Origin of the sequence: Streptomyces sp. CB02056, assembly GCF_001905545.1 — a bacterium.
Classification (GTDB): Bacteria; Actinomycetota; Actinomycetes; order Streptomycetales; family Streptomycetaceae; genus Kitasatospora.
The window spans coordinates 742,611-762,971 of the sequence record NZ_LIPD01000001.1; the positions used below are offsets into that span (position 1 = coordinate 742,611).

The following is a 20,361-nucleotide window of genomic DNA, read 5'->3' on the forward strand; positions in this document are numbered from 1 at the left end:
ACGCGTCCGGCGACGCGCCCCCACCCCGCCCGGCCACGCGCCCGTACCCCCGGGGAGATCAACCGCCGGGCCCCGGCCCGATACGGTTGGCCCTGTGCAAGCAGCAGGCGATACGAGCAGAGCGAACGCCGAGCGGCCCTCCCGGCGGCGGGGCAAGGGCTCCCGGCGCGCGGCCAAACAGGCCACCTGGCGCCGCACGGCGTGGGAACTGATCAGGGACACCACCAACACCTGCGTCGAGTACCGGGTCACCGGGCTCGCCGCGGAGGCGGCCTTCTTCACCCTGCTGTCGATCCCGCCGCTGCTGCTCGGGCTGGCCGGCACCCTCGGCTACCTCGACGAGTTCGTCGGCGCGGGCACCATCGCCGGGCTCAAGAAGAGCATCCTCTCGGCCTCCGGGACGGTGCTGTCGGACTCCTCCGTCAACGAGGTCGTGGTCCCGCTGCTGGACGGGGTGTTCGACCGCACCCGGCCCGACCTCGTCTCGATCGGCTTCCTGCTGTCCCTGTGGTCCGGCTCCAGGGCCCTCTACATCTTCATCGACACCATCACCGTCATGTACGGGCTCGACGGCAAGCGGGGCATCGTCAAGACCCGGCTGATGTCGCTCAGCCTCTACTTCGGCGCCCTGGTGATCGGCTCGCTGGTGCTGCCGCTGCTGATGGTCGGTCCGGGACTGCTGGAGAACGCCGTACCGGGGGTGTCCGGGCTGGTCGGCGCGCTCTACTGGCCGGTCGCCATCGTGCTGCTGACCGTCTCGCTGACCACCCTCTACCACCTGGCCGTCCCGGTCTCGACCCCGTGGCGCGAGGACATCCCCGGCGCCCTGGTCGCCCTGGTGGTGCTGGTCTTCTGCAGCGTCGGCCTGCGGGTCTACCTGGTCAGCTCGGTCGAGGGCCCCTCGGTGTACGGCTCGCTGGCGGCGCCGGTGGCCGTCCTGCTGTGGATCTTCGTGGTGGCGCTCGCGGTGCTCATCGGCGCCGCGATGAACGCCGCGATAGACCGCCGCTGGCCCACCCTGGAGACCGCCGACGCGCGCGCCGAGAACGAGCGCGCCCACGAGGAGGCCGCCGCCGCCGTGGTCCGCGAGGTCGCCGCCCGGCGGGCCGCCGAACGGGCCCGGCGCGCCCGCGAACTCGGGCTCGCCGAGGGCGTCGAGGAGGAGTGGGGCGAGGACGAGGGCGAGGACGTGCCCTCCGAGTACCCGGAGCGGTGGGCCGACGTGCTGGCCGCCGACAACGTGCGCGGCCGGCTCACCGCCCGCGGCGGGCCGCACCACCGGCCCGGGCCGCCGCCGCCGGACAGCGACCGGCCGGCCGGGCCGCCGCAGGCGGGCGGGGCGGGGGCGGGGCAGCCGGGGCCGGGCGCTGGGCCTGGGCCTGGACCTGGGCCTGGGCCTGGGCCGGGTTCGGGGCCGGGGGCGCCGTCCGGGCCGGGGCTGGGGCCGGTGCCGCCCGGGCAGCAGGTGCCGGGGTACCCGCCGAGGCCGCCCCGGCCGCCGTGGGAACAGCGGTAGGCGGGGCGGACGGACGGTGACGGCAGGGCCTCTCCCGCGGGTGCGGGGGAGGCCCCGGTGCGTCAGGGCGTGGGGTGCGCCGCGGGTGCGTCGTGGGCCGGTCGGTGGGTCAGGGGGCGGACGGGTGCGGCGGGTGGCCGTACGCGGGGCGCAGCTCGGTCGGGGCGGAGGGGTCGGCGGCGCCGGGGGTGGAGGAGAGCGGTCCCGCCGGGGTCGGGTCCGTCGGGCGCTGGGCTGACGGGTCGTGCGGGGCGTCGGGGTCGGTGGGGCCGTACGGGCCGGGCGTGGACGGCTCGGCCGGGCGGGCCTGGGCCGGGAGCGGCTCGGGGGAGGGCTGGGCCGGGTCCAGGGCGGTGCGCCCGGAGGAGTCGCTCAGCTTGATCAGCAGCGCCACCATCAGCCAGTTCGCCAGCAGCGACGAGCCGCCGGCGGCCAGGAACGGCAACGCCTTGCCGGTCAGCGGGACCAGCCCGCTCACCCCGCCGACCACCACGAACACCTGGAGCGCCAGCGCCGCCGACAGACCGGTGGCCAGCAGCTTGCCGAACGGGTCGGTCAGGCCGATCGCGGTGCGCAGGCCGCGCTGGACCAGCAGCACGTAGACCAGCAGGATCGCCGTCACCCCGGCCAGGCCCAGCTCCTCGCCGATGGTGGTGAAGATGAAGTCGCTGCGCCCGGCGAAGCCGATCAGCCAGGGCCGTCCCGAGCCCAGGCCGGTCCCGGTCATGCCCCCGGTGCCCAGGCTGAACAGCGCCTCGGCGGGCTGCTCGGAGATCGCCATGTCGTGCACCGGCTTGTAGTAGTCGAGCGGGTGCAGCCAGGCCTCGACGCGGCCGTGCACATGGGGCTCCACCGTCCCGACCACCGCCGCGCCGCCGACCGCCATCAGCAGGCCGAGCACCACCCAGCTGGTGCGCTCGGTCGCCACGTACAGCATGACGATGAAGACGCCGAAGAAGATCAGCGAGGTGCCCAGGTCGCGCTCGAAGATCAGCACCAGCAGGCTGACCACCCAGATCGCCAGCACCGGGCCGGCGTGCCGGCCGCGCGGCAGGGTCAGCCCCCAGACCTTCCGCCCAGCCAGCGCCAGCGCGTCCCGGGAGGCCATCAGGTACCCCGCGAAGAAGATCGTGATCGCGACCTTCACGAACTCGTCCGGCTCGAAGGAGAGCCCGAACAGCCGGATCCAGCGCTTGGCGCCGAAGCTGTCGCCCGGGGAGAGCACCGGCGCGGCCAGCAGGATCAGCGCACCCGCCATCAGCAGGTAGACGTAGCGCTGGAAGAAACGGTGGTGCTTGACGAAGACGATCAGCGCGAGCGCCGCCGCCACCGAGATGAACACCCACATCAGCTGGGAGGGCGCCGCCGGGAGCTTCTGGTAGTCGCCCTTGGCGGCGTGCGCGGCCTTGTAGCTGAAGTCCAGCCGGTCCAGCAGCACCAGCCCGAAGCCGGTCAGGAAGACGCCCAGCGGCAGGATCAGCGGATCGGCGTACGGCGCGAACCGGCGCACCGCCAGGTGGGCCGCCCCGGCCAGCGCGCCCAGCGACAGGCCGTGCACCAGCAGCCCGGGCGGCATCCTGCCGGTGAGCGCCAGGTCGGCGTCGATGTGTCCCGCCAGACAGACGGCCACCGCGAGGGCCAGGAGGCCCAGTTCGATGTTGCGGTGGCGCGCCGCCAGCCGGCGGCCGTCGCCGCGTGCAGTGGTTCGCACCCTTGTCATCCCCTTGTCGGCCACGTGGCGGGTCTCGCCGACGGGGCATCCTGCCAGACGTTTGTGTCTTCGCCCGCGGTTGCGGAAAAGAGGGGAAGGAGGGCAGAACTTTGCCTGGGCAAAGCTTTGTTGGGGCTTGGTAAAGCTTTGTTCAGGCCCGGGTATAGAGGCGGGCCCCGGGTGCGGCGGGGGCGCGGCCGAGGGACATCATGGCCGGGCGCCGGGGTGCTCCGGTGTCGGGGTTCCCGATCGGCGGGTTCCCGGCCGATGGGTTCCAGACCGATGGGATTCGCGACAGGCGGGGACCACCGGGACGAGCGAGGTGAGCGGGCGGATGGGCGCGGTGCTGGACGGCGCGATGGGTGCTCCGGCGGGTGGCCTGATGGGCGGCCCGGCGGGCGGTCCGGTGGGCGGCCCCGCCTCGGTGCTCGCCTACAGTGGCCCGCCGCCGTGGCAGTGGTCCGACCTGGCGACCTCCTGGACGGCCGAGCCGCTGGTGCTCGCGCTGTCGGTGCTGCTCGGCGCCTGGTACCTGGCGGCGGTGCGCCGCGTCAACCGGGCCGGCGGGGCCGGGAGCGGGGGTGGGGCTGGTTCCGGGGTCGGGGTCGGGGGCGGGGCCGGGTCCGCCGGCGGGCGCTGGCAGCCCACCCGTACCGTCGCGTTCCTCGGCGGGCTGCTGCTGTGGATCTGGTGCACCTGCTCCGGCCTCGGCGTGTACGACCGGATCCTCTTCACCGACCGGGCCGTGCAGGTCGTGCTGCTGCTGATGGTCGTCCCGCTGCTGCTGGCGCTCGGCGCGCCGGTCTCGCTGCTGGTCGAGGCGGCGCCGGCGGCCCGGCGGGAGCGCGTCCTGCGGGCGCTGCGCAGCCGGCCGTCCAAGGTGCTGATGTTCCCGGCGGTCTCCACCGCGCTGCTGATGGCGCCGCCGTGGCTGCTCTACTTCACGCCCTGGTACGAGTGGTCGGTGTCCAGCGGGCTCGGGAACGTGGTGCTGCACCTGGCGCTGGTGCTGCTCGGCCTCGCGTACTTCTGGCCGCGCCTGCAGCTCGACCCGGTCGGGCACGAGTACCCGCACCTGGTCGGGCTGTTCATCACCTTCGCCGAGGTGATCTTCGACGCGGGGCTCGGGATCGTGCTGATCTACGGCGGGCACCTGGTCGCCGAGCACTACTACCTGGCGCTCGGGCGGCCGTGGGGGCCGAGCCCGGCGCAGGACCAGACCTGGGGCGGCAACGCGTTCTGGGTGCTGGGGGACCTGGTCGGGCTGCCGTTCCTGGCCGCGCTGGTGCGGCGGATGGTGGTGCAGGGGCGGGAGGAGACCGAGGCGGTGGACGCCGAGCTGGACGCCCGCTTCGCGGCGGCGGCCGAGCGGGCGCGGGAGACGGGGCAGCCGGAGGAAGAGGAGACCGGGATGCGGCCGTGGTGGCTGGACGACCCGAACCTCAAGCACCGGTACGGGGGGTAGGGCGCGGCGGGGGCGGGTGTCTGGTGGCGGGGTGGCCGGGCCTGGCGGGGGTGGCCGGGTTTGGCGGGGTGGCCGGGCAGCCGGGTGGCCGGGTCTGGCAGGGGTGGCCGAGCGGCTGTTTGCGGCGGGCCAATTGTGGCCCTTCGAGGCCTTCCCGACGGCCTCTTTCCCGCATTTCCGCAGGTCAAAAATAGGTTGGCCGGGATCCCCCGCTCCGCTAGCGTGTGACACATCCGGTTCGGGGGCCATTGGGCCGCCCGAGGAGTAGAGAGCAGGAGGTGAACCCCGTGGTCGTTGTCGCCCCGATAGCTGCCCAGGGCAGCACTCGCGTTCACCTCCTTTTCCCGGCCGCCGGCTGAGCCCTTCGCGCCAGCCGTAGCCCGCCGGGACATCTCCTCCCGAAGGGCCACTGCGTTGTTCAACGCTGCCTCCGTTCCGTCGTTCTCTTCTTCCTCCTCTTCCTCGACCTCCGCTGACGCCTCCGGGCTGACCGGCTACGGCTGGACGGCCGAGCTCGCGGAGCTGTTCACCCCGTTCGGCGAGGCCGGGCTGCTCCCGGCGCGGATCGTCCGGGTCGACCGCGGCCAGTGCGATGCCGTCATCGCCGACCCGGAGACGGGCGAGCCGCGCACCGTCCGGTTCGACACCCGGCCGGTGGGCGACGCCGACATGATCAACTGCCCCTGCACGGGCGACTGGGCGGCGGTCGACCTGTACGCCCAGCCGATGGCCTCCGTCGCCGCGCTGCTGCCGCGCTCCACCGCGATCATCCGCAAGGTGGCCGGCAAGCGCTCCGACGGCCAGGTGCTGGCCGCCAACGTCGACACCGTGCTGATCGCCTCCTCCCTCGCGACCGATCCCGACCTCGGCCGGATCGAGCGCTTCCTCGCCCTGGCCTGGGAGTCCGGCGCCGATCCGCTGGTCGTCCTCACCAAGGCCGACCTCGTCGACGACGCCGACTTCATCCGGGCCGACGTCGAGGCGGTCGCCCCCGGGGTCACGGTGGTCGTGGTGAGCGCCGAGACCGGCGAGGGCATGGACGTGCTCCGCGCCTGCACCCCCGGCACCACCGCGGTGATCGGCCAGTCCGGTGTCGGCAAGTCCACGCTCACCAACGCCCTGGCCGGCTCCGTGGTGATGACCGTCCAGGAGGCCCGCGAGGTCGACCAGAAGGGCCGCCACACCACGACCACCCGCGAGCTGATCCCGCTGCCCGGCGGGGGCGTGCTGATCGACACCCCCGGGCTGCGCGAAGTCGGCCTCTACGGTGGTGAGGGCGTGGACCTGGCCTTCGCCGACATAGCCGAGCTGGCCGAGGACTGCCGCTTCCACGACTGCGGCCACCACACCGAGCCCGGCTGCGCGGTGCGGGCGGCGCTGGCCGACGGCACCCTGCCGCAGCGCCGGATGGACAGCTACCTCAAGCTCCAGCGTGAGAACGAGTGGATCGCCTCGCGGTCGGACGCCCGGGTGGCCAAGGCGCGGCTGAAGAAGTGGAAGACGATCAACAAGTCGATGCGAGCCGCGGGAGGTCCGGTGAAGCGCTGAACCCCGGCACCGGCTGGCCGTCGCGCCACGGCCGCCGGCCTCCGCCGGGCCCACCCGGTTCAGTGGAGGTCGGCCGCCAGGCGGAAGCTCTGCAGGACCACCGGAGTGCTGTCGTCCACGGTGAAACCCGGGTCGTCGAGGGCGTCGAGCATCTCCGGACTGCGCCAGAACCGCTCGTGCACCGCACGCCACTCGGCCACGCTGGTGCACCCCTCGCCCTCGTCCAGGGCGTGCTGGAGGTCGACCTCCGCGAGCGGGACCACCCGGACGTCCGTGGTCTCGATCACGGCGACCCTGCGGCCGTCCGAGTCGAGGACCGCGGAGAGCTCACCGGGCAGCGGCAGGGGCTCGCCCTCGTGGTCGTAGTCGGCGACCAGGCCGGTGGTGCTGGTCTTGGCGCCGTCGAGGATCGCCGCGACCAGCTGGTCCCGCAGCGGGCCGGGGAACGCGAACTCGGCCGGAGGCAGGGCGACGACGCGCGGGTCGTCCGGACCGGTGTAGGAGTGCTGCTCGCTCATGCCGCGAGGGTAACGGCGGGACGGCTGGCGGGCCCGCGAATTTCGGGCCCGGGGCTCTCGGCGCCCGGTGCCCGGCCGCTGGAGCCCGGGGGCCAGGAGCCTAGGAGCCTAGGAGCCCAGGCTCCCGGTGCCCGGCCGCTGGCGCCCGGAGCCCAGGTGACAGGTGCCCGGTGCCTGGCGCCCGGAGCCCAGGTGTCAGGTGCCAGGTGCCCAGGCCCGGGGCTTGCAGGGGTGCCGTGCCGTGCGGGTGGTCTCGGGCGCGGGCCGGCGAATGGGCAGGCCGGCAGGCCTCCGGGCCAAGGCGCCATGGGCCGATGGGCCATGGGGGGAGGGTGGGGGCGGGGGGAGGGGGAGGGCCCCCGAAGCAGGGATCGGCGACGATCAACGGTGATGTCCGATTTCCGCCAGTCACCCCCCGCCCAGTGCCGCAAACTGGACAACGTGATCGACGACGACATCCGGTACCGAGCCGTGGACAGCCGCGACTCCCGCTTCGACGGGGTCTTCTTCACGGCGGTCACCTCCACCGGCATCTACTGCCGTCCGAGCTGCCCCGCCGTGACCCCCAAGCGGGTCAACTGCGTCTTCTACCCCAGCGCCGCGGCCGCCCAGGGGGCCGGCTTCCGCGCCTGCCGCCGCTGCCGCCCCGACTCCGTGCCGGGCTCGCCCGAGTGGAACCAGCGCGCCGACCTGGTCGGCCGGGCGATGCGCCTGATCGGCGACGGCGTGGTGGACCGCGAGGGCGTCGCCGGCCTGGCCGACCGCCTCGGCTACAGCTCCCGCCAACTGCAGCGCCAGCTGACCGCCGAGCTGGGCGCCGGCCCGATCGCGCTTGCCCGCGCCCGTCGCGCGCAGACCGCCCGCCTGCTCCTCCAGACCACCGAACTGCCCGTCACCGACATCGCGTTCGCGGCCGGCTTCGCCTCCGTCCGCCAGTTCAACGACACCGTGCGCGAGGTCTACGACCGCACTCCCAGCGGCCTGCGCGCCGAGGTCGCCGCCGGTCGCCGCATCGCGACTCCGGCCGGCGGTCTCACCCTGCGCCTGGCCTACCGCGGTGCGCTGGACAGCGAGCACCTGATCGACTTCCTCGCCCTGCGCGCCGTCCCCGGCGTGGAGGAGGTCGTCCCCGGCGCGCGCCCCGGCGTGCGCGTGTACCGTCGCACCCTCGCGCTCCCGTACGGCCACGGCATCGCCGAGGTCGAGGGCCTGGCGCCGGGCGAGCCGCCCACCCGGGGCTGGCTGGACTGCCGCCTGCTGCTCGCCGACCTGCGCGACCTGCCGACCGCCGTCCAGCGCCTGCGCATCCTCTTCGACCTGGACGCCGACCCGCTCGCGGTCGACGAGCAGCTCGGCGCCGACCCGTTGCTCGGCCCGCTGGTCCGCGAGCGCCCCGGGCTGCGCTCGCCCGGTCACGTGGATCCGCACGAGCTCGCCGTCCGCGCCGTTCTCGGCCAGCAGATCACCGTCGTCGCCGCCCGTACCCTGGCGGGACGGCTCGCCGAGAAGTACGGCACCGCGCTGCCCGAGCCCAGTGGTGGCCTGCGCCTGCTCTTCCCGACCGCGGCGGCCCTGGCCGCCGCCGATCCGGAGGACTTCGCGATGCCCGCCGCCCGCCGTCGCGCGCTCATCGGCCTGTGCGGCGCGCTGTCCGAGGGCACGGTCCGGCTCGACAGCGGGGTCGACCGCGAGGAGGCCGCGGCCGGCCTGCTGGACCTGCCCGGCATCGGCCCCTGGACGGTCGGCTACCTGCGGATGCGGGCCCTGGCCGACCCCGATGTCTTCCTCCCGAGCGACGTGGGCGTCAAGCACGGCCTGCTCCGCCTCGGCGCCGCCGGGGATCCGAAGTCCGCCGCCCGCGCCGCCGAGTCCTGGGCCCCGTGGCGCTCCTACGCCGTCCACCGGCTGTGGGCCGGCCCCGCGACCACCGGCCCCGCAGACACCGGGACCGCAGACACCGGCCCCGCAGGCACCGGGACCGACACCGGGACCGACACCGACATGAGCACCAGCATCAGTACCAGCGACACCAGTAGCACCAGCACCGGAACGGAGATCGGACGAGCATGAGCACCACCGTCTACACCACCATGGAGAGCCCCTTCGGCCGGCTGCTGCTCAGCGGGGTGCTGCCGGAGGACGGCGGACCGGCCGCGCTGGCCACCGTCACCGTGCCCGGCCAGAAGTACGCGCTGGCCGAGCCCGCCGACGACTGGGTGCGCGACCCCGAGGCGCTCGCCGAGCCGGTCGCCCAGCTGACCGACTACTTCGCCGGCAAGCGCACCGGCTTCGACCTCCCGCTCGCGCCCGAGGGCACCGAGTTCCGCCGCAGGATCTGGGCCGCGCTGGACGAGATCCCGTACGGCACCACCGTCACCTACGGCGAACTCGCCGAGCTGGCCGGGCAGGAGCCGCGCATGGTCCGCGCGGTCGGCGGCGCGGTGGGCGCCAACCCGCTGCTGATCGTCAGGCCCTGCCACCGGGTGCTCGGCGCCGGTGGCGCGCTCACCGGCTTCGCCGCCGGCGTGGACCGCAAGCGCTGGCTGCTGGATCTGGAGGGCGGCACCCTGTTCTGACCGCCGACGCCCCAGGGCCCCTGCCCCAGTAGACCCCGAGGGCTCAACTCCGAAGGTCCACCCGCCAGTTGTTGCTCCGCATGAACCGCCCGGGCGGGAACTCGAAGTCCGTCTCGCCGAGCAGTGTGAACCCCGCCTTCGCGCAGACCGCGTTGGAGGCGGGGTTGTCCACCGAGGGGAAGGCGTGCAGGTGGGGGTGCGCGGCCTCGCGGCGGGCGGCCGCGACCGCCGCGCGGGTGGCGGCAACCGCGATGCCCCGGCCCTGGAAGCCGGGCAGCACGTTCCACCCCATCTCATGGACGGTCCGACCCTCCCACGTCCGGGTGCCGTAGCCGACCGTCCCGACCGCCTCGCCCTCGGGCAGCAGCGTGATCCGGTGCATGCAGCCGAGTCCGGACGGGACGAAGTCCAGATAGCGCCGGTGCCGTACGAGCAGCCGCTCCTCGCTCTCCGGCCCGCCGACGTGCTTCTTCATCTCCGGTGTGTTGACCCGGCGCAGCAGTGCGAGGTCGTCGTCCGTCCAGGGCTCGATGCGTACGTCCGCGGTGGTCATGCCGGGGACGGTAGCGCCGGACGGGCCCCGGCGACCAGTGATTTCCGGCCGGCCGGCTTCCCGCAGGGCGGTTTCCCGCAGGCCGGTTTCCCGTCGGTGGCTTCCTAGCCGGCGGCGGGCCCCTGCTCGGGCCCGGTGCCCGGCTGGGCGAGGGCGCGGGCGAGCTGTTCCAGCGCGGGCAGCGCGTCGACGACCGCCGTGCGGTCGGCCGGGTCGAGGGTGCCGAGCGCGGCGGCGATCCGGCGTTCGTGGGCGTGCTGCCAGTCGTCCAGCTGTCGGCGCCCGGCCGGGGTGAGGGCGATCCGGGCGGTGCGGCGGTCGCCGGGGTCGGCCTGGCGGTCGACGAAGCCAGCGTCGAGCAGTTTGCCGACCAGTCCGCTGACGGTGTTGGGCGCGAGCCGCTGCCGCGCGGCCAGTTCGCCGACCCGCAGCGGTGCGGCGGCCAGCGTCTGGAGGAGTTCGACCTGCGCCATCGGCAGGGACTCCCACGGGTAGTCGGTGCGGATGCTGCTGCGCAGCGCGCGGCGCAGCCGGGTGACGGTGTCGGTCAGCCGCCGGGCGTGCTCGACCGCCGGGTCGGGACTTCCGGTGGCGGGGTCGGGAACGTGTGGTGACGACGGCATGGCGGACAGCGTATCGCCTGGTACGGGGCGGTTCGGCGGCCGGTTCGGGCCTCGGGGCCGCACGGTGTTGCGGCTCTGTTGCGGGCCTCGCGGCGGGGGTCCCTCCGGCACCGTCCGTACCGTGGGACGCCTCCTGTCGCAGAGCGAGCTGCTCGTAGAAAGAACATATCTGTATCCGATATATTCGTGTCATGAATGCCACTGCCCTTGCCACGAGGCTGCTCACCGAGCGGCCCCGGCCGCGTGGCATAGCCGGCTGGCGCCACGCCCACTGGCTCGCCGTCGGCACGGTCTGTCTCGGAGCCTTCCTCGGCCAGCTCGACGCCAGCGTCATCGCCCTGGTCTTCCCCGCCCTCGGCCGCCACTTCGGCGCGGGCTTCGCCGCCGTCGAGTGGGTCGCCCTGGCCTACCTGCTGGTCCTGGTCGCCCTGCTGGCCCCGATCGGCTGGCTCTCCGACCTGGTCGGCCGCAAGACGATGTACATCGGCGGCTTCGCGGTCTTCGGCCTCTCCTCGCTGGGCGCCGGATTCGCCGGCGGCCTCTGGGTCCTGGTCGGCCTCCGCGCCGTCCAGGCGGTCGGCGCCGCGATGATGCAGGCCAACAGCGTCGCCCTGGTCGCGCGCGGCGTCCCCGGGCACGCGATGCGGCGCGCGCTCGGCATCCAGGCCTCCGCCCAGGGCCTCGGCCTGGCGCTCGGGCCCATCCTCGGCGGGATGCTGGTCGAACACGCCTCGTGGCGCTGGGTTTTCTGGGTCAACGTGCCGATCGCGGTGTTCGGCATCCTGGCCGGCTGGTACCTGCTGCCCCGCACCCGGACGGCTGGCGCCCCGACCGATGCCCCGACCGATGCCCCGGCCGCCGTACCGGGCCCCCGCGAGGGTCGGACCGGCACCCACCGGACAGCCCCCCGCGAGGCCGCCCGCTTCGACCTGCCCGGCCTGCTGCTGCTCACCGGGGCGACCACCACGCTGCTGCTCGCCCTGTCCACCGCCTCCGGACTGCCCCTGCCCGGCTGGGCGGTGGCCGCCCTGCTGCTCGCCTCCGCCGTCCTGGCCCTGGCGCTGGTGCGCCAGGAGCGGCGGGCCGCCCGGCCGATCCTGGCGCCCGGGCTGGTCAACACCCCGGGCGTGCGCTCCGGCCTGGTGGTGGCGCTGATCGGCTACCTGCTGCTGTTCTGCCCGCTGGTGCTGGGCCCGGTGCTGCTCACCGGCGCGGGCGTGTCGACGGCCCACGCGGGCCTGGTGGTCACCCTGCTGCCCGCCGCGTTCGCCTTCGCCGCGACCGTCGGCGGCGGGTGGCTGCCCCGGGGCTGGTCGGACGTGACCAGGTGCCGCTTCGGCGCGCTGCTCACGGCCGTCGGGCTGCTGCTGTTCGCCGTGCTGCCGGCCTCGGACGCGGTGGCGTTCCCGCTGCTGGTCGCCGGTTACGGGCTGGGCCTGCTGCTGCCCGCCAACAACGCCCTGGTGATGCGGGCGATCCCGGCCCAGTGCTCGGCGGTCGGCGGCGGCATGGTGAACATGGCCCGCAGCCTCGGTACGGCGCTCGGCATGGCGTTGTCCGTCCTCGGTGTCCACCTGGCGGGCGCCGCGTCCGGTGGGCGGACGGTGCTGCTCGCCCTCGCCGCCGTCGCGGCCGCCGCCGCACTGCTCACCCGGCCCGTCCGCACCCGAAGGGCCGGACCCTAGGCGTCCGTACGGGCGTTCAGGGTGTCCTGGGCGCGGTTGAGGCCGCGCCGGACCAGGGTCTCCAGGGCGTCCGCGCAGCGGTCCAACTCATCTGGCATGGCGGCCAGTTCCTCCTCCGAGAACTTCTTCAGCACGAAGTCCCCGACGCTCTGGCCCTTCGGGGGGCGGCCGATGCCGAAGCGCAGCCGGACGAAGTCCCGGGTGCCGAGCACCTCGCCCACCGAGCGCACGCCGTTGTGGCCGCCGGGGCCGCCGCCGCGCTTGAGCCGGGCGGAGCCGAAGGGAAAGTCCAGGTCGTCCTGTACGACCACCAGCCGTTCGACCGAGACGCCGTGGCGGCGCAGCAGCGCGGCCACCGGGCGTCCGGACAGGTTGATGGACCACCACAGCGGCTTGGCCAGCAGCACCCGGTGGCCGTCGATGCCGATCTCGGCGGTCAGGCCGGCGAGCCCGCTCCGGCGGAAGCGGGCGCCGTGCTGTTCGGCGAGCCGGTCCACGGCGAGGAAGCCCGCGTTGTGGCGGGTGAGCCGGAACCAGGGGCCGGGGTTGCCGAGTCCGGCGATCAGCCAGGGGGCGTCGGGGGTCATGCGGGGGTGCTCCGAAGGGGGTTCTGAAGGGGGCGGGGAAGAACGGCGGACGGCCGGGGCGCGGCCGGGACGGTACGGGACCGTCCCCGCCGGCGCCCCGGCCGTCCGGGGAACGCGCGGAACGCGCGGAACAGGTGGAACAGCTGGAAGAGACCGGACAGGCCGAGCGGGGCGACCGCTCAGGAGGCGGGCACGCCGGGTTCGGCGCCGCGCTCCTTGAGCATGTCGGTCATCAGCTGGAGCTCGGAGGTCTGGGCGACCACCATCGACTGCGCCAGCCGCTTCTCGGTGTCGTTCCGGGCCTTGTCGACGTAGCCCTGGGCCATCTCGACGCCACCCTTGTGGTGCTCGATCATCAGCTGGAGGTAGAACACCTCGGCGTCCCGCCCGCTGAGCGTGCGCAGCTTCGCGATCTGGGTGTTGGTGGCCATGCCGGGCATCAGCGAACCGTCGTGGGCCTGGTACTCGTGGCCCATCTTCATCCACGCCATCGGCGTGGCGGTCGAGTGCTGGGACAGCCCCCACTGGTCCAGCCAGCCCATCATCATCCCGCGCTGGTTGGCCTGGGTGTTGATGATGTCGAAGGCCAGGGTGCGGGTCGGCTCGTCGGCGGTGCGGTCCCGGACGACGAACGACAGGTCCACCGCCTGCTGGTGGTGGGTCGCCATGTCGCGGGCGAACCCGGCCTCGGGGGAGTCGTCGGCCGGGACGGACAGCGTGGAGGAGCCGGACGCCGAGGTCCCGCTCGCCACCAGGGCCGGCACCCCGAGCGCCAGCGCCACGGCGGCGGCCAGCGCGGCCGGCCACCACAGGCGGCGGCGGCGCGGGGCCGCGCCCTCCTCCGTACCGTCCAGGTCGTCCGGGCGGTCCGCGTCGGCGGTCACATCTGCCCCATGGTGCAGGAGGCGCCCGGCTCCTGGGTCTGCTTGCCCTGGACGTACTTGGTGAAGAACTCCTCCACCCGCGGGTCGCTGGCGCTGTCCACGGTCAGCTGGGTGCTCCAGGCGTTCAGGGTGATGGTGCCCTGCTCGTCCGGGTACGGGCTCATCATCGAGTACGGGGTCTTCTTGACCTTGTCGGAGAGGGTCTTGATGTCGTCCGGGGTGGCCTTGCTGTTGTACGTCACCCAGACCGCGCCGTGCTCCAGCGAGTGGACGGCGCGCTCGTTCTCGAGCGGCTGGTCGTAGACGTGGGCCATGCAGTCCGCCCAGATGGCGTTGTGGTCGCCGCCGACCGGCGGGGTCATCGGGTAGGTGACCTTGTCCTTGACGTGGGTGCGGCTCAGCTCGCCGAAGGTCTTCACGCCCGGGATGTCCGCGTTGGCGGCGGCCTGCTTGTCCTTCTTCTTCTGGTTCTGGTCCATGACGATCCAGGTGCCGGTGGCGATCGCACCGACCACCAGCACACCGGCCACCACCGAGGCGACGATCTTGTTGCGGCGGTCGCGGCGCTGCTCGGCGGCGCGCAGCTCGGCGATCCGGGCACGGCGGTCGAGGCCGTCCTGCTTGCCGCCGGGCTTGTTGGACTGCTTGGAGGAGGAACCCATGGTGGTCGTCCTTGTCCCCGCCGCACCGGTCGGTGGCGGCGGTCAGGTGGAGTGAGAGGAGGGACGGATCCGTCGGCGGCTGCGCCGGCGGTGGGTTCCGCTCAGGACCGGTGGACCTGGAGTTCGTGCAGGTCGGGAACCGGGTGCGCGCCGTCCAGCAGGCCGGCGGGCACCACCCGGGGCTGCGCGTCGGGCGCGGTCGGGGTCAGCGGTGACACGGCGGGCTGCGGCTGCGGCGGCGGGTTCGGCAGCTGGGCGTCCTGCGGGCAGTACGGGTGGCTGGAGCAGCCGTTGTTGCGCGGCGGCTGGCCGTCGGCGGTGCAGAGGATCCAGTGCCCCTGCTCCTCGGCCGTCCGGTGGTGGTCCGAGGGGTTCGCGGACTTGGCGACCTTCGCGGCACGGCCGGTGTAGGAGGCGTGCCCGGTGGCGACCTGGACGCTGACCACGCTGACCACGGTGACGGAGCCGGCCGGGGCCGCGGCCGCCGTCGGATGGCCGGAGCCGTCCACCGCCTTCGCCTGGCCCGCGCACGGCAGCAGCGTCAGCAGCGCGACGAGCAGCAGGACCAACAGCCCACCTGCCGGGCGGCCCGCGGATGCGGCCCTCCCCGGTCGGGGCGAACTGGGGGCCGACGCGGTCATGCGCACATTTAATCAGCCGAACGAGTGATGCGATGCCCCCCACCGGCCCCCATTTTCGGCGGCCCGTACGCCCGGATGACCAGGAAACACCCTGCTCCGGACACATCCGGCAAGCACGGACGGAACGGAAGCGGACGAACGGATGACGCGCCCGGGACCGGGCTCGCGAACCGGCAGGTGAGCGCGGTGGCCGGGACTTTCCGGTGGGTGACCGGTTGTCGCCGAAACCCGGACAGGGTCCTCGCGGGTGGAGAACAATGTCGTCAGCCCGGCCCGCCCGGGGGCGGCGCGACCACGGAACGACCAGGAGCCGCCAGATGAGCAAGCAGGGTGCACCGGCACAGCCGCACCGGCCGGACGACGGCTGGTGGGACGCCGTCTACGACGGTCCGGCGGGCACCCTCCCGGACACCCCGCACGCCGACCCGGGGGACGGCAGCGTGGACGACTGGTTCGACACGGCGGTCGGGCTCATCGGGCAGCAGCGGTCGGCGGAGCCGGAGGTGCGGCCGGAGCCGGAGCCGGAGGTGGCGGCTGCGGCGGCTGTGCCGGAGGTCGGGGCCGGGGCTCCCGCGGAGCCTGACGGGTCGGAGGGCGCGGACAACCGGGACAGCATCGACGACTGGTTCGACACCGCGGTCGGCGTGATCGGCGGGGCGGAGGGGATCGGGCGACAGCGGACCTCCTCCGAGACCCACCACGTCCCGGCCCCCGCCTTCGCCGAGGACGCGCCGGAGCCCGCGCCGGAGCCGGAGGTACAGCCGGAGCCGGTACCCGAGCCCGAGCCGGTACCTGAGCCGGAGACCGTACCGGTCCCGGACCCGGTCTCGCTGGAGAAGCCCACCCCGCCGCCCGCCCCCGAACCGGAGCCCAAGCCGGAGCCGGAGCCGGAGCCCGCTGCCGAGGCGCCGGCCGAGCCGGAGACGGCGGAGGAGCCGGAAGCCCCCGCGCCCGTCCCCGATCCCCGCCTGGCCATCCGCGCACCGCTCGCCGACGGCGGCGCCGCCGTCCCGCACGTCGGCGAGCGCCCGCCGACCTACGGACCCGAGCCGACGGCCGTACCCGAGGCGGACCCGGGCGCACTGCGCGCGCTCGTACCGGACACCGTGCTGGACGGCGCCCAGTACGGGCCGTCCGTGCTGCGCGCCGCCTCCGTCCGGGGTGACTCCGCGCGCTACCGGGGCGAGCCGCGCCGCGACGCCCTGCTGGTCACCCGGTTCGGCGAGGGCCCCGACGGCCTGCTGCTCGCCGTCCTCGGCGGCTTCGACCGTACGGGCGGCCCCGAGGAGGAGGCGCTCACCGCCGAGGCGGTCGCGGCCGCCACCGGGGAGGCGTGCCACCAGCTCGCGGCCGCGATCGGGCGCAGCCGGGCCGGCCTGGCCGCCGACCTGCGCGCCGGCGCCCGCGACCGGCTCCGCTACGGCCTCCAGCGCTTGGCCACCGGTGCCGCCGCCCCGCTGCGCGCCCTGGTGCCCCGGGAGGAGGAGGACGCGCCGTCCCCGGCGCTGCTGCACTGCCTGCTGGTGTCGCTGGACCCGGAGGCCGGCTACCGGGCGGCCTTCGGCGTCGGCCCGGGCGGGCTCTACCTGCTGCGCTCCGGCCACTGGATCGACGCCTACGCGGCCCGCCTGCTGCACCACCCGGACGGCCAGCCGCCGGTCCCCGAGGCCCCGGTGCCCGGTCCGCGCCCGTTCCGCTTCCGGCTCGTCCCCGTGACGCCGGGCGACATCCTCCTGCTCTGCACCCCCGGTCTCGCCCGCCCCATCGCCGACGAGCCGGCCGTCGCCCACTTCCTCTCCACCCACTGGACCCACCCCCACCCCCCGGGCACCGTCGACTTCCTCCGCCAGGTCCAGGTCCGCGCCAAGGGCTACGCCGACGACCGCACCGCCGCCGCCGTCTGGACCGAGTGACCGGGGAGGGCGGCGGCGGGATGCGGAGCGGCGGGGTGCGGTCCCGGGCCGGTCAGGCCGGCAGCCGGCCGTCGAGGAGGAAGGCGGTGAGCGGGTCGCGGATCCGGGGGTCGGTGAAGTCGACGCCGTGCCCGGTGGCGTCCACCGTGACCATCGCCGCCCGGTGGCCGAAGGCCGACCGGGCCTGACGGGCCCCGGAGTACGGCGTCGAGGCGTCGTAGCGGTTCTGGAGCATCAGGATGTTCCGCGGCCCGTCCGGGTTCGGGCGCACCGGCGGTTCCTCGGGGCGGTAGTGCCAGAACGCGCAGGGCCAGACGTTGCCGGACATGCCGGCGGTGAGCGGGTAGCGCTGCCGGTCGGCCGCGGTGCGGGCGGCGTAGACGGCGGGGTCGCGGGGCCAGGCGGAGTCGCCGCAGATCACCGCGGACTGGGCGGCGACGAAGTTGTCCGGGATGACCGACGGGAGGCCGCTGCCGGGGGAGCCTCCCGGCGGCGGGGCGGTGCGGGTGGCGGCCATCCGCAGCACCGTGGCGGCCAGCGGGTAGTAGCGAGGTTTGGTGAGCGAGGCGTAGACGACGGCCCGAAGGGTGTTGCCGGTGAGGGTCCGGCCGTCGGGCAGGCCGAACGGCGCGCGGTCGAGCTCCTCGGCGAGCCGCAGGTAGGCGGCCCGTACGGCTTCGGGGGTGGCGCCCAGGTGGAGGGTGTCGTCGCGGGCGGCGAGGTACCGGGCGAGGGCCGGGAAGGCCTCCTCGGTGCCCTCGCTGAACAGGCCGATCGCCTGCTGCTCCCCGCCGGGGGCGACCGTGCTGTCCAGCACCAGGTGCTCGGCGCGGGTGGGGAAGAGGCTCGCGTAGACCTGGCCGAGGTAGGTGGCGTAGGAGGAGCCCAGGTAGGAGATCCGGTGGACGCCGAGGGCGGCCCGGATCCGGTCGAGGTCCCGGGCGGAGTCGGCGGTGGTGATGTCGGCGAGGTACGGGCCGCTCGCGGCGGCGCAGGCGTCGGCGATCCGCCGGGCCAGGTCGAGGTTGGCGGTGATCGAGCCGTCGGGGGCGGGGAAGGGGTAGTTGAGTTCGGCGGCGCGCTCCTCGGCGGGCAGATCGCAGTGCACGGGGGTGCTGTTCCCGACGCCGCGCTCGTCGAAGCCGATCAGGTCGTAGGAGCGCAGGACGTCGGGCGGCAGGAAGGCGGTGGCCTCCCCGGGGTAGTCGAGGCCGGAGCCGCCCGGTCCGCCGGGGACCACCACGAGGTCGCCGCGGCGGTGGGCCGGGTCGGCGGTGCGGATCCGGGAGACGGTGAGCGTGAGGGTCCCGGCGCCGGGGTGGCGGTAGTCGCGGGGGACGCGCAGCGTCGTGCACCGCTGGCGCGGGTCGCGGGGGAAGGGCGTGCCGTTGGCGTTGGGGGTCGGGGCCGGGCAGGGCCCCCAACGGAGGGCGGTGGGCGCGGCGTCGGCGTCGGCCGTCGGCGGGGCGACGGCCGCGGGCAGGAGCAGGAGGGAGAGCAGCAGGCCACCGGTCGCGGCCGTGCGGCGCAGGATCGCGGTCATGCTCTGACGGTAGGTCGGCTCGGCGGCCCCGGCTTCGGAGCGGGGGTGGAGGTCGGCGGCCGGTTCTCCACCCGCCGTTCTCCACCCGGTGGTTGAGCCGAAGCCGAAGCCGAAGCCGAAGCCGAAGCCGGATCCGGGGCCGGGGCCGGGGCCGGGGTCGGAACCGGAGCCGGTCAGGCCGCGGGGCCGCTCAGGTGCGCAGGAGGATGCCGGTGACGGCGGTGGCCTGGGTGAGGGCGGTGTCGCGGTGGGCGTCGGGGAGGCCGATGGCGACGGGGACGGCGAGGCCGTCGAGCAGGGCGCGGATCTGGGCCGCGCGGTCGGCGGCGGGGCCGGGGGTGAAGCGGCCGGTGGCGGTGCCCTCCTCGACGAGGGCGACCAGGTCGGCCTGCCAGGGGGCCTCGATCTCCTGCTGGCCCTGGCGGATCTCGGCGCTCGCGGGGGAGCGGCCCCACACCTCGACCCAGAGGATCCAGCGCGGGTCGCCCGCGCCCTCCGGCAGGTAGAGGCGCAGGTAGGCGTCGAGGCGCTGCCAGGGGTCGAGGGTGTGGTCGGCGAGGGCCTCGCGGCGGCGGGCGCCGAGCTGGTCCTCGCTCCAGCGGAGGGTCTCCAGCAGCAGCTGGTCCTTGCTGCCGAAGTAGTAGAGCAGGTGTCCGGCGCTCATCTGGAGCTGTTTGCCGAGCCCGGCCATGGTGAGCTTGGCGAGCCCGTGTTCGGCGATCGCGGCCCGGGCGGTGGCGAAGACCTCCTCGCGGGGGCGGGCCGGCCGGCGCGGGCGGGGGTCGGCCATGTGGGGTTCTCCTCGGTGGGCCGGAACGCGGGAAGGCGGCGCGGAACGCGGGAAGGCGGCCCGGGCGGGGGCGTACGGCCCCCACCCGGGCGGGGCGTCAGAGCGCCTTCGGCTGCTGCTGGGTGATGCAGTGGATGCCGCCGCCGTTGGCGAAGATCTCGCGGGCGTCGACGAGTTCGACGGTGCGGCCCGGGTAGGCCTCGGCGAGGATCGCGGCGGCCTCCTGGTCGCGCGGGTCGTCGAAGGCGCACAGGACGACGGCGCCGTTGGCCACGTAGTGGTTGATGTAGGAGTAGTCGACCGGCTCGCCGTCCTCGTCCAGCAGGACGGTGGGGGCGGGCAGTTCGAGGACCTCCAGCGGCCGGCCCTGGGCGTCGGTGGAGGCGCGCAGCACGGCGACCAGTTCGCGGCAGACCTCGTGGTCCGGGTGCGAGGGGTCGGGCTGGACGTGGGCGACCACGACGCCGGGGCGCACGAAGGAGGCGACGATGTCGATGTGCCCGCGGGTGCCGAACTCGTCGTAGTCGCGGGTGAGTCCGCGCGGCAGCCAGATCGCCTTGGTGGTGCCGAGGAAGGCGTGCAGCTCGGCCTCGACCTCCTCCTTGGTCCAGGTCGCGTTGCGGCCCTCGCCGAGCTGGACGGTCTCGGTGACGAGGACCGTGCCCTCGCCGTCGACGTGGATGCCGCCGCCCTCGTTGATCAGCCGGGAGGCGAAGCGCTGGACGTCCGTCAGTTCGCTGATGTGCTCGGCGATGTGTTGGTCCTTGTCCCAGCGGGCCCAGGACTGGGCGCCCCAGCCGTTGAAGATCCAGTCGGTGGCGGCCAGCGAGCCCTTGCCGTCGATCAGGAAGGAGGGGCCGATGTCGCGCATCCACGCGTCGTTCAGCGGGCGCTCGACGATCTCGACCTTCTCGGAGACGTACGTGCGCGCCTGCTCGGTCTCGCCGGTGTTGACGATCAGCGTCACCGGCTCGTACCGGACGATGGTGTCGGCGACGGCGGCCCAGGCCTGGCGGGCGGCGTGCAGCTGCTCGGGGCCGTCGAAGGTGGGGTTGGTGGTGGGGAAGGCCATCCAGGTGCGGTCGTGCGGGTGCCACTCGGCGGGCATCCGGTAGCCGAGGGAGGCGGGCGTGGCGGTGGTCATCG

At 74.6% G+C, this 20,361-nt stretch carries 18 protein-coding genes; 7 read left to right on the plus strand and 11 right to left on the minus strand.

The window, feature by feature from the left end:
• Positions 1–94: 94 nt before the first annotated feature.
• The gene (locus tag AMK13_RS03295; RefSeq protein WP_241852727.1) at positions 95–1,516 is read left to right on the plus strand and encodes a YihY/virulence factor BrkB family protein; all 1,422 of its coding nucleotides are present in this window, start codon (positions 95–97) and stop codon (positions 1,514–1,516) included.
• A gap of 109 nt (positions 1,517–1,625) precedes the next feature.
• Here AMK13_RS03295 and AMK13_RS03300 read toward each other — a convergent pair whose 3' ends face one another.
• On the minus strand, positions 1,626–3,236 hold the full coding sequence (locus AMK13_RS03300) for an FtsW/RodA/SpoVE family cell cycle protein (protein ID WP_079271822.1): 1,611 nt from the start codon (positions 3,234–3,236) through the stop codon (positions 1,626–1,628).
• A gap of 313 nt (positions 3,237–3,549) precedes the next feature.
• On the opposite strand from AMK13_RS03300, the gene AMK13_RS03305 reads away from it, so the two are divergent.
• Together AMK13_RS03305 and rsgA are read left to right on the plus strand one after the other, a co-directional pair.
• Positions 3,550–4,692 (plus strand): cytochrome c oxidase assembly protein, encoded by a 1,143-nt coding sequence (locus tag AMK13_RS03305; protein ID WP_158077661.1) that lies wholly within the window; start codon positions 3,550–3,552, stop codon positions 4,690–4,692.
• A gap of 414 nt (positions 4,693–5,106) precedes the next feature.
• Complete coding sequence (rsgA, locus tag AMK13_RS03310) at positions 5,107–6,240, plus strand: ribosome small subunit-dependent GTPase A (RefSeq protein ID WP_074001009.1); 1,134 nt, start codon at positions 5,107–5,109, stop codon at positions 6,238–6,240.
• Between the two features lie 59 nt (positions 6,241–6,299).
• Here rsgA and AMK13_RS03315 read toward each other — a convergent pair whose 3' ends face one another.
• Positions 6,300–6,758 (minus strand): ASCH domain-containing protein, encoded by a 459-nt coding sequence (locus tag AMK13_RS03315; RefSeq protein WP_074001010.1) that lies wholly within the window; start codon positions 6,756–6,758, stop codon positions 6,300–6,302.
• A gap of 390 nt (positions 6,759–7,148) precedes the next feature.
• Between AMK13_RS03315 and AMK13_RS03320 the strand changes: the two genes are divergently transcribed.
• Positions 7,149–8,828: a DNA-3-methyladenine glycosylase 2 family protein gene (locus tag AMK13_RS03320; RefSeq protein WP_079271781.1), complete on the plus strand. Its 1,680-nt coding sequence runs from the start codon at positions 7,149–7,151 to the stop codon at positions 8,826–8,828.
• Complete coding sequence (locus AMK13_RS03325) at positions 8,825–9,334, plus strand: methylated-DNA--[protein]-cysteine S-methyltransferase (RefSeq protein ID WP_049656108.1); 510 nt, start codon at positions 8,825–8,827, stop codon at positions 9,332–9,334. The genes AMK13_RS03320 and AMK13_RS03325 overlap by 4 nt, the downstream gene beginning before the upstream one ends.
• A 43-nt stretch (positions 9,335–9,377) precedes the next feature.
• Here AMK13_RS03325 and AMK13_RS03330 read toward each other — a convergent pair whose 3' ends face one another.
• Entirely contained in the window at positions 9,378–9,887 is a 510-nt protein-coding gene (locus tag AMK13_RS03330) for a GNAT family N-acetyltransferase (RefSeq protein WP_074001011.1), read from the minus strand.
• 104 nt (positions 9,888–9,991) lie between these two features.
• Positions 9,992–10,510: a MarR family winged helix-turn-helix transcriptional regulator gene (locus tag AMK13_RS03335; RefSeq protein WP_049656105.1), complete on the minus strand. Its 519-nt coding sequence runs from the start codon at positions 10,508–10,510 to the stop codon at positions 9,992–9,994.
• Between the two features lie 191 nt (positions 10,511–10,701).
• On the opposite strand from AMK13_RS03335, the gene AMK13_RS03340 reads away from it, so the two are divergent.
• On the plus strand, positions 10,702–12,195 hold the full coding sequence (locus AMK13_RS03340; protein ID WP_074001012.1) for an MFS transporter: 1,494 nt from the start codon (positions 10,702–10,704) through the stop codon (positions 12,193–12,195).
• Here AMK13_RS03340 and pth read toward each other — a convergent pair.
• The 4 genes from pth to AMK13_RS03360 all read right to left on the minus strand — a co-directional run bounded on the left by pth (position 12,192) and on the right by AMK13_RS03360 (position 14,897).
• Positions 12,192–12,782: an aminoacyl-tRNA hydrolase gene (pth, locus tag AMK13_RS03345; protein ID WP_074001013.1), complete on the minus strand. Its 591-nt coding sequence runs from the start codon at positions 12,780–12,782 to the stop codon at positions 12,192–12,194. The genes AMK13_RS03340 and pth overlap by 4 nt on opposite strands.
• A gap of 179 nt (positions 12,783–12,961) precedes the next feature.
• Positions 12,962–13,666 (minus strand): DUF305 domain-containing protein, encoded by a 705-nt coding sequence (locus AMK13_RS03350; RefSeq protein WP_241852728.1) that lies wholly within the window; start codon positions 13,664–13,666, stop codon positions 12,962–12,964.
• Positions 13,663–14,328: a DUF3105 domain-containing protein gene (locus tag AMK13_RS03355; RefSeq protein WP_074001014.1), complete on the minus strand. Its 666-nt coding sequence runs from the start codon at positions 14,326–14,328 to the stop codon at positions 13,663–13,665. Before AMK13_RS03355 ends, AMK13_RS03350 begins: the two co-directional genes overlap by 4 nt.
• A 101-nt stretch (positions 14,329–14,429) precedes the next feature.
• Positions 14,430–14,897, minus strand: a complete 468-nt coding sequence (locus AMK13_RS03360) for a hypothetical protein (RefSeq protein WP_074001015.1) — start codon at positions 14,895–14,897, stop codon at positions 14,430–14,432.
• A 389-nt stretch (positions 14,898–15,286) separates the two neighbouring features.
• Between AMK13_RS03360 and AMK13_RS03365 the strand changes: the two genes are divergently transcribed.
• The gene (locus AMK13_RS03365) at positions 15,287–16,882 is read left to right on the plus strand and encodes a protein phosphatase 2C domain-containing protein (RefSeq protein WP_074001016.1); all 1,596 of its coding nucleotides are present in this window, start codon (positions 15,287–15,289) and stop codon (positions 16,880–16,882) included.
• A 52-nt stretch (positions 16,883–16,934) separates the two neighbouring features.
• On the opposite strand, the gene AMK13_RS03370 is transcribed toward AMK13_RS03365, so the two are convergent.
• From AMK13_RS03370 to AMK13_RS03380, 3 genes are all read right to left on the minus strand, one after another.
• A complete protein-coding gene (locus tag AMK13_RS03370) occupies positions 16,935–18,425 on the minus strand; it encodes an alpha/beta hydrolase (RefSeq protein ID WP_074001017.1) in 1,491 nt (496 codons plus the stop codon).
• Positions 18,426–18,615: 190 nt separating this feature from the next.
• A complete protein-coding gene (locus AMK13_RS03375) occupies positions 18,616–19,215 on the minus strand; it encodes a TetR/AcrR family transcriptional regulator (RefSeq protein ID WP_074001018.1) in 600 nt (199 codons plus the stop codon).
• 97 nt (positions 19,216–19,312) lie between these two features.
• Positions 19,313–20,359, minus strand: a complete 1,047-nt coding sequence (locus AMK13_RS03380) for an agmatine deiminase family protein (RefSeq protein WP_074001019.1) — start codon at positions 20,357–20,359, stop codon at positions 19,313–19,315.
• Between the last annotated feature and the right edge of the window lie 2 nt (positions 20,360–20,361).